Below are 7,815 nucleotides of genomic sequence, written 5' to 3' on the forward strand. Positions count from 1 at the left end.
GCCACGGCCTCGCCCAGGCTCAGCGACAGGCCGGGTTCCTGCTCCACCTGTTCGAGGGTGCGGGCGCGGGCGAGGGTGAACGGGCCGACCGTGGTCCGGCGCAGCGCCCCGAGGTGCCCGCCGACGCCGAGCGCGTCGCCGAGGTCCCGGGCCAGCGCGCGCACGTAGGTGCCGGAGGAGCAGTCGATCATCGCGTCGAACTCCAGCCTGCCCTCCTCCCGCCGCACGGCCAGGACGTCGAACCGGTGCACGGTGACCGGCCGGGAGGGCAGGTCCACGTCCTCCCCGGCCCGGACCCGGGCGTAGGCGCGCCTGCCGTCGACCTTCACCGCGCTCACCGCGCTCGGCACCTGGTCGATCTCGCCGGTGAGCGCCGTCACCGCCGCGCGGACGGCGTCGTCGGAGACCGCGTCCACCGCCTGCGGGTCCGCCTCCGAGAGCACCTCACCCTCGGCGTCGTCGGTGGTGGTGGCGGAGCCGAGCACCACCGTGGCCAGATAGGTCTTGCGGTCCAGCGAGAGGTGGCCCAGCAGCTTGGTCGCCCGCTCGATCCCCAGGACGAGGACGCCGGTGGCCATCGGATCGAGTGTGCCCGCGTGCCCGACCTTGCGGGTGCCGAGCAGCCGCCGGGCCTTGGCGACCACGTCGTGCGACGTCATGCCGCTCGGCTTGTCGACGATCAACAGTCCGGGGGGTGGTGGGGAATCGCTTGCCACGCGCCGCACTGTAACCACCGGCCCCCGCCCCGGCCGGACCCGCCCGCCGGGTAGATGGGTCCGACGGTGCCCCGAATCACCGTTCGGTTCCGCTGACCGGGATCCCGGCGACGCGGGTCAGGCCGCGGGGCCGTCGGCGGGGCGGAGGTCGAAGCGGTGCCTGCGCAGCCGCACCGGGACGTCCTCGCCGCGTTCCTGCGCCGCGAACACCGCCGCCCGGGCGCGCAGCCACCACACGGCCATCCGCCAGGACCCGAACGCGAGCACGGCGGGCATGGCCAGCAGCGCGATGCCGTACCGCCCTCCGGTGAGCTCCAACAGGACGCCGATGAGCAGAGAGGTGACCGTCGTCGCCACGAAACCGCCCACGTTGACCACCCCGGTCGCGGTGCCGACCCGGGGCAGCGGGTTGTAGTCGCGCACCAGGCCGAACCCGATGGTGGACACCGGGCCGCCCAGGGACAGCACCGTGAAGGCGGGCACCAGCACCGCCACCGGGATGCGGCCCGGCCAGCCCAGCAGCACACCCCAGGTCACCCCCACGGCCAGCAGGTAGGTCACCACCAACGGCATGCGGACGCCCGGTCGGCGGCCGACGACGCCGCCGAGCAGCGGGCCGCCCGCCATCGCGCCGACGACGAACACCATCAGCAGCGAACTCGCCGTGGTGGTGGCGTAACCCTGCCCCTCGACGAGGAACGGCACGCCCCACAGCAGCACCATCACGTTCTGCCCGAACGGCGCGGAGAAGTGCGTCCAGAACCCGAGCCGGGTCCCGGGCACGCGCAGCGCGGCCCGCAGCTGCTCGCCCACCTCGCGCACCGGCACCGTGCGCGACTCGGTGCGCCGCGCGTGCGGGGTGTCGTGCACGGCCACCAGCAGCACGGCCACGAACACCACGGTCACCAGCCCCGCGGTCAGGAACGTCGGGGTCCAGCCCGGGCCCGCCAGCAGCAGCGTCAGCGGCAGTGTCGCCGCGAGATTGCCGACGAACCCGAGCGCCCCGGTCAGCGCCGTGACCAGCATGTACTGCCGCTGCGGGAAGTGGTTCGCGGCCAGCCGCAGCACGGAGACGAAGGTGAGGGCGTCACCGACGCCCAGGATCCCGCGGGCGAGCAGGGCGGGTGGGTAGGACTGCGCCACGGCGAGCAGGATCTGCCCCAGCCCGAGCAGCAACAGCGCCGCGGTGAGCACCCGGCGCGGGCCGAACCGGTCCACCAGCACCCCGGTCGGCACCTGCATCAGGGCGTAGACGCCGATCTGGAGCACGGTGAACGTCGCCAACGCGGCGGAACCGACGCCGAACCGTTCCGCCGCGTCCAGCCCCGCGACCCCCAACGAGGTGCGGTGGAACACCGCGAGCACGTACACACCCGCGCCGATCAGCCAGATCAGCCACGAGCGGACGGGAGCGGCCGGGACGGGCCGGGACGGCACGGAGTTCCTCCAGGGACGGATGAGGGGCGGAACCGGGACACGGGGCCACGACACCGTCGCCCCCATTTGTTTGTATCGCCTAAACATCCGCGGGACGTACCCGCGGACCCGGTGTCGTTGCCCACACCGGGCGCCGGTGTCGTCGCCGCTCAGGTGCGGACGGCGCCCTCCACCGCCCAGCGCCCGGAGCGCAGGCGGGCCACCACGAACCCGAGGCGCAGCAGCATGAACAGCGTCAGGCCGGTCCAGATACCGCTGAGCCCCCACCCGACGGCCAGGGAGATCCAGATGAGCGGCAGGTAGCCGAGCACGGCGCTGCCGACCGTGGCGTTGCGGAGGAACGAGGCGTCCCCCGCCCCGAGCAGGACCCCGTCCAGGGCGAACACGACCCCGGCCACGGGTTGCAGGGCGACGAAGAACCACCACGCCTGCGGGATGGTGGCCAGCACCCCGGGGTCGGTGGTGAACGCCTTCGGCAGCACCTGCGACACGGCGGCGAACGCCACCCCGAGCGCGCAGCCCAGCACCAGACCGTAGGCGGTGATCTGGTTCGCCACGCCCTTCGCCTGCCGGGAGTCCCGGGCACCCAGTGCCGCCCCGATCAGCGACTGCGCGGCGATGGCGACCGAGTCCAGCACGAGCGAGAGGAACGTCCACAGCTGCCACACCACCTGGTGGGCGCCGACGGCCACGGTGGAGGTGCGGGCGGCCACGGCCGTGGCCGAGACGAAGCACGCCTGGAACGCGAGGCTGCGCAGGACGAGGTCCCGGCCGAGGCGCAGCTGCGCCCACATCACCGTCGGCGCCGGACGTCCGAGGGCGCGCTCGACGAACAGCGCCCGGAAGAACAGCCCGCCCGCGACCGTCTGCGCCACGACGTTCGCCACGGCGGAGCCCTCCAGCCCCATCCCCACCGGGTAGACCAGCACGGGACAGAGCACGGCGGACAGCGCGTTGCCCGCGAGCACGAAACGCAGCGGGCGCACGGCGTCCTGCACCCCGCGCATCCAGCCGTTGCCCGCCATAGTGACCAGAATCATCGGCACCCCGAACAGGGCGATCCGCAGCCACGACACCGTCTCCGCGGTGACGGTGTCGTCGCCGGACATCAGCCGGGCGACGGGTTCGGCCGCGAGCTGCCCCACCAGCAGGATGACCACCCCGACCGCCAGCGCCAGCCAGGTGGCCTGCATCCCCTCGTCCACGGCCTCGGCACGGCGCCCCGCGCCGTGCAGCCGCGCGGTCCGGGCGGTGGTGCCGTACGACAGGAAGGTCAGCTGCGTCGACACCAGGGAGAGCAGGGTGCCGCCGAGCGCGAGCGCGGCCAGCGGCAGTGCGCCGAGGTGACCGACCACCGCGGTGTCCACCAGCACGTACAGCGGCTCGGCCGCCAGCACCCCCAGTGCGGGGACGGCGAGGCCGAACACCCGCCGGGCCGGGACCCGGTCCCCCGTCCCCGTCGCCCGCGGATCCGTTCCGTCGTCGGTGCCGGGTGTGTCCCCGCCGTTCCCCTCCGCCGTCTCGACCACGCGGACGAGCGTAACCGGCGCACCCGGGCCCGCCCGCGGCTCGGCTAGGCTGCCCTGCGATGCCCGAGTACGCGATCCTCATCCTGCCGTCGGCCAACCGCGTCTACACCGACACCTCGCCCCGGCTGCTGCGCGCGGAACTCGCCGCGTTCGGCGACCGGGTGCTGACGACCGCGGTCACCGGCACGGACGTGCGCACGATCGGCGGTGTCGACTACGTCACCCTCGGCACGGAAGAACCACTGTCCGACGAGGACGTCGGGTACCTGTCCAACCTGTCGTCGGCCTACGCGCTGTTCGAGGTGCGCGGCGAGCTGTTACGGCCGCTGACGCTGGACCCGGTCGCGCTGTTCGACTCGGACCTGCTCACCATCCAGAAGTACACGGGCAAGACGAACGAGCTGTTCACCCGGCTCCTGGTGAACCTGACGATGCTGGCCACCGACCGGCCCGCCGACCTGCTGCGCGGCGCCCGGCCCGGCGACGGGCACCGGCCGCCGCACGTGCTCGACCCGCTGGCCGGCCGCGGCACGACCCTGAACCAGGCCATGATGTACGGGTTCGACGCCACCGGCGTGGAGACCGACGGCAAGGACTTCGAGGCCTACGAGCGGTTCCTGAAGACGTGGCTGCGCACCAAGCGGATCAAGCACAGTGCGGAGTCCGGGGCCCTGCGCCGGAACAAGGCGCGCCTCGGGCAGCGGCTCGACGTCACCTACGGCGCGACGAAGGAGGCCTACCGCGCCGGGGACACCCGCAGGGTGACCTACTACAACACCGACACGCTGCGCACCGACGAACTGCTGCGGCCCGGTTCGGTGGACGCGATCGTCACCGATGCCCCGTACGGGGTGCGGCACGGCAGCAAGGCGCGGGACGAGAGCCTGTCCCGCAGCCCGCGCGAGCTGCTCGCCGCGGCCCTGCCGGTGTGGACCCGGGTGCTGCGCCGCGGCGGCGCGCTGGGCGTGTCGTACAACACCTACGTTCTCGACCGCGACGAGCTCGCGACCCTGCTCACCGACGCGGGCCTGACCGTGGTCACCGACCCGGCCCACACCACCCTGGCCCACCGTGTCGACCAGTCCATCCTCCGCGACGTCCTCATCGCCCGAAACCCCGCGAGTTGACACCCCGTGCCCGCGAGTCGACGCGCGGGGCCCGCGAGTCGACGCCCCATGTCCGCGAGTCGACGCGCGGGGCCCGTGAGTCGACGTGACCGGGGCGTCGTTCGTCCGCTACTCCTCGCCCCGGTGGGAAGAGTCCCCTACCCCGGAGCGTCAACCGACGGTTCTGCAACGTCAACTGACAGGCCTGGAGTGTCAACTCGCGGGACTGGAGTGGCGACTCGCGGGCGGGAGGGTCAGTCCTCGTCCTGAGGGAGGCGGTAGGGGTCGGTCTCCCCCGCGGGGTGGGCGGTGGTCGCCCGGCGGGCGACCTCGGCGTCGGCCTCCTTCGCGCGGGCGAGCAGGTCGTCGATGTGCCGCGCCTCGCCGGGGAGGTTGTCCGCGACGAACGTCAACGTCGGCGTGTAGCGCACGCCGGTGCCCTGCCCCACCTTCGTCCGCAGCACACCCCGGGCCGACTCCAGCGCCGCGGCGGCGCCCGCGAAGTCCGGCGGGGTGTCCAGATTCTCCCCCAGCACCGTGTAGTACACGGTCGCGTCCCGCAGGTCCCCGGTGATCCGGGCGTCGGTCACCGTGATGTTGCCCAGGCGTGGATCCTTGATGTCGTGTTCCAAGGCGGACGCCACGATCTGCGCGATCCGCTTGGCCAGTCTCCGTGCGCGTGCCCCGTCAGCCACGGCGCACCCCCTTCTTCTCAGTCACCAGCCTCGTCCTCCGGCCCCAACAACCGCCGGTGTGCCGACAGCAGTTCGAGGTCGGGGCGGTCGGCGACCCACCGTTCACAGGAGTCCAGCAGGTCCCGCACATGGGTGGCGTCGCCGGACACGGCCGCCACCCCGATCAACGCACGCCGGTGCAGGTCGTGGTGCCCGGCCTCGGCCACCGCCACCTCGTACCGTCGGCGCAGCTCGGCCAGGACCGGCCGCACCGCCGACCGCTTCTGCTTCAACGACCGCACGTCCCCGAGCAGGACGTCCAGTTCCAGCGCGCCGACGAACACGGTCCGGCCCCCGGTGGATCGGGACCGGCCGGGCGGGTGTCCGTACGGACCCCGTACCCGGCCGGTCGGTCGGATCACTCGCGCGGCTTCTCGCGCATCTCGTACGTCTCGATCTCGTCCCCGACCTTGATGTCGGAGAACCGACCGAGGGTCATACCGCACTCGAACCCGTCGCGGACCTCGGTGACGTCGTCCTTGAACCGCCGGAGCGAGTTGACCGGCAGGTTCTCGGACACCACCACGTTGTCCCGGAGCACGCGCGCCTTGGCGTTGCGCCGGATGTGGCCGGAGGTGACCATGCACCCCGCGATCGTGCCGGCCTTGGAGGACTTGAACACGTCGCGGACCTCGGCCCGCCCGAGTTCGACCTCCTCGTACACCGGCTTGAGCATGCCCTTCAGGGCCTGCTCGATCTCCTCGATCGCCTGGTAGATCACCGTGTAGTACCGGACGTCGACGCCCTCGCGGCTCGCCCGCTCGGTCGCCTTGCCCTGTGCCCGCACGTTGAATCCGAGCACGATCGCGTCGGAGGCCGTGGCCAGGTCGATGTCGCTCTCCGTCACGCCACCGACACCGCGGTGGACGATCCGCAGGTCGACCTCGTCACCCACGTCGATCTGGTTCAGCGACGCCTCGAGCGCCTCGACGGTACCCGAGTTGTCACCCTTCACGATCAGGTTGAGGGTGTTGGTCTCCTTCAGTGCGGAGTCCAGGTCCTCCAGGCTCACGCGCTTGCGCTTGGCGGCGTTCTCCGCGTTGCGGATGCGGGCCTGGCGACGTTCGGCGATCTGCCGCGCCACCCGGTCCTCCTCCACGACGAGGAACGTGTCACCCGCCCTCGGCACCGAGGTGAACCCGATGACCTGCACCGGCCGCGACGGCGCCGCCTCGGTGACGTCGTGGTTGTGCTCGTCGACCATGCGGCGCACCCGCCCGTAGGCGTCCCCGGCGACGACCGAGTCACCCACGCGCAGCGTGCCCCGCTGCACCAGCACCGTCGCCACCGGACCGCGGCCGCGGTCGAGGTGCGCCTCGATCGCGACACCCTGGGCCTCCATCCGCGGGTTGGCCCGCAGGTCCAGCGCCGCGTCGGCGGTCAGCACGATCGCCTCCAGCAGCCCCTCGAGGTTCAGCCCGGGCTTGGCCGCGACGTCGACGAACATCGTGTCGCCGCCGTACTCCTCGGCCACCAGCCCGTACTCGGTGAGCTGCTGCCGCACCTTCGCCGGGTTCGCGCCCTCGACGTCGATCTTGTTGACCGCGACCACGATGGGCGCCTTCGCCGCCTGTGCGTGGTTCACCGCCTCGATCGTCTGCGGCATCACACCGTCGTCGGCCGCCACGACGATCACCGCGATGTCCGTCGCCTGCGCACCACGGGCACGCATGGCGGTGAACGCCTCGTGGCCCGGGGTGTCGATGAACGTGATCGTGCGGGGCTCGTCCTCGACCTCGGTCTCGACCTGGTAGGCACCGATGTGCTGGGTGATGCCGCCGGCCTCGGCGTCGGCGACCTTCGTCTGCCGGATCGTGTCCAGCAGCTTGGTCTTGCCGTGGTCGACGTGACCCATCACGGTCACCACCGGGGGCCGGGCCCGCAGCTCGTCGTCGCTGCCGGTGTTCTCCCCGAAGGTGATGTCGAAGGCCTCGAGCAGCTCGCGGTCCTCCTCCTCGGGGCTGACCACCTGGACGTTGTAGTTCATCTCCGTGCCGAGCAGTTCGAGCACGTCCTCGGAGACGGACTGCGTCGCGGTGACCATCTCACCGAGATGGAACAGCACCTGGACCAGGGAACCCGGATTCGCGTTGATCTTCTCCGCGAAGTCCGTCAGCGAGGCGCCGCGCGGAAGCCGGATGGTCTCGCCGCCGCCCTTGGGCAGCCGGACGCCACCGACCGACGGCGCCTGCATGTTCTCCATGTACTCCTGGCGCTTCTGCCGCTTCGACTTGCGGCCCTTGCGCGCGGGCCCGCCGGGCCGGCCGAACGCACCCGCGGCGCCGCCGCGACC

7 protein-coding genes are annotated in these 7,815 nt (G+C 72.3%); 1 reads left to right on the forward strand and 6 read right to left on the reverse strand.

The annotated features are described in order from the left end of the window. The 3 genes from truB to ACTIR_RS0109000 all read right to left on the reverse strand — a co-directional run. The coding region (gene truB / locus ACTIR_RS0108990) for a tRNA pseudouridine(55) synthase TruB (protein ID WP_154663702.1) at positions 1 to 659 on the reverse strand (659 nt) is incomplete at its 3' end. 174 nt (positions 660 to 833) lie between these two features. Beyond that, the gene (locus tag ACTIR_RS0108995; RefSeq protein ID WP_026454012.1) at positions 834 to 2,153 is read right to left on the reverse strand and encodes an MFS transporter; all 1,320 of its coding nucleotides are present in this window, start codon (positions 2,151 to 2,153) and stop codon (positions 834 to 836) included. A 149-nt stretch (positions 2,154 to 2,302) separates the two neighbouring features. Next, positions 2,303 to 3,580 carry an MATE family efflux transporter gene (locus ACTIR_RS0109000; RefSeq protein ID WP_052583793.1) on the reverse strand — a complete coding sequence of 426 codons (1,278 nt, stop codon included), beginning with the start codon at positions 3,578 to 3,580 and terminating at the stop codon, positions 2,303 to 2,305. 161 nt (positions 3,581 to 3,741) lie between these two features. On the opposite strand from ACTIR_RS0109000, the gene ACTIR_RS0109005 reads away from it, so the two are divergent. Then, positions 3,742 to 4,809 carry a TRM11 family SAM-dependent methyltransferase gene (locus ACTIR_RS0109005; RefSeq protein ID WP_026454014.1) on the forward strand — a complete coding sequence of 356 codons (1,068 nt, stop codon included), beginning with the start codon at positions 3,742 to 3,744 and terminating at the stop codon, positions 4,807 to 4,809. A 233-nt stretch (positions 4,810 to 5,042) separates the two neighbouring features. Here the strand turns inward: ACTIR_RS0109005 and rbfA are convergent, their stop codons facing one another. The 3 genes from rbfA to infB all read right to left on the reverse strand — a co-directional run. Then, positions 5,043 to 5,483, reverse strand: a complete 441-nt coding sequence (gene rbfA / locus ACTIR_RS0109010; RefSeq protein ID WP_007025585.1) for a 30S ribosome-binding factor RbfA — start codon at positions 5,481 to 5,483, stop codon at positions 5,043 to 5,045. A 17-nt stretch (positions 5,484 to 5,500) separates the two neighbouring features. Next, positions 5,501 to 5,806, reverse strand: a complete 306-nt coding sequence (locus ACTIR_RS0109015; RefSeq protein ID WP_026454015.1) for a DUF503 domain-containing protein — start codon at positions 5,804 to 5,806, stop codon at positions 5,501 to 5,503. A 74-nt stretch (positions 5,807 to 5,880) separates the two neighbouring features. Further along, positions 5,881 to 7,815: translation initiation factor IF-2 (gene infB, locus ACTIR_RS0109020; protein WP_026454016.1), on the reverse strand; the 1,935-nt coding region annotated here is incomplete at its 5' end.

The sequence above is a fragment of the Saccharomonospora iraqiensis subsp. iraqiensis genome, from assembly GCF_000430445.1.
In the GTDB taxonomy this organism is placed as follows: Bacteria; Actinomycetota; Actinomycetes; order Mycobacteriales; family Pseudonocardiaceae; genus Saccharomonospora; species Saccharomonospora iraqiensis.

What these genes read in the sequence shown, in the direction of transcription:
- ACTIR_RS0109005 (WP_026454014.1), top strand. Translation starts at nt 3,742, where the DNA reads ATGCCCGAGTACGCGATCCTCATCCTGCCGTCGGCCAACCGCGTCTAC.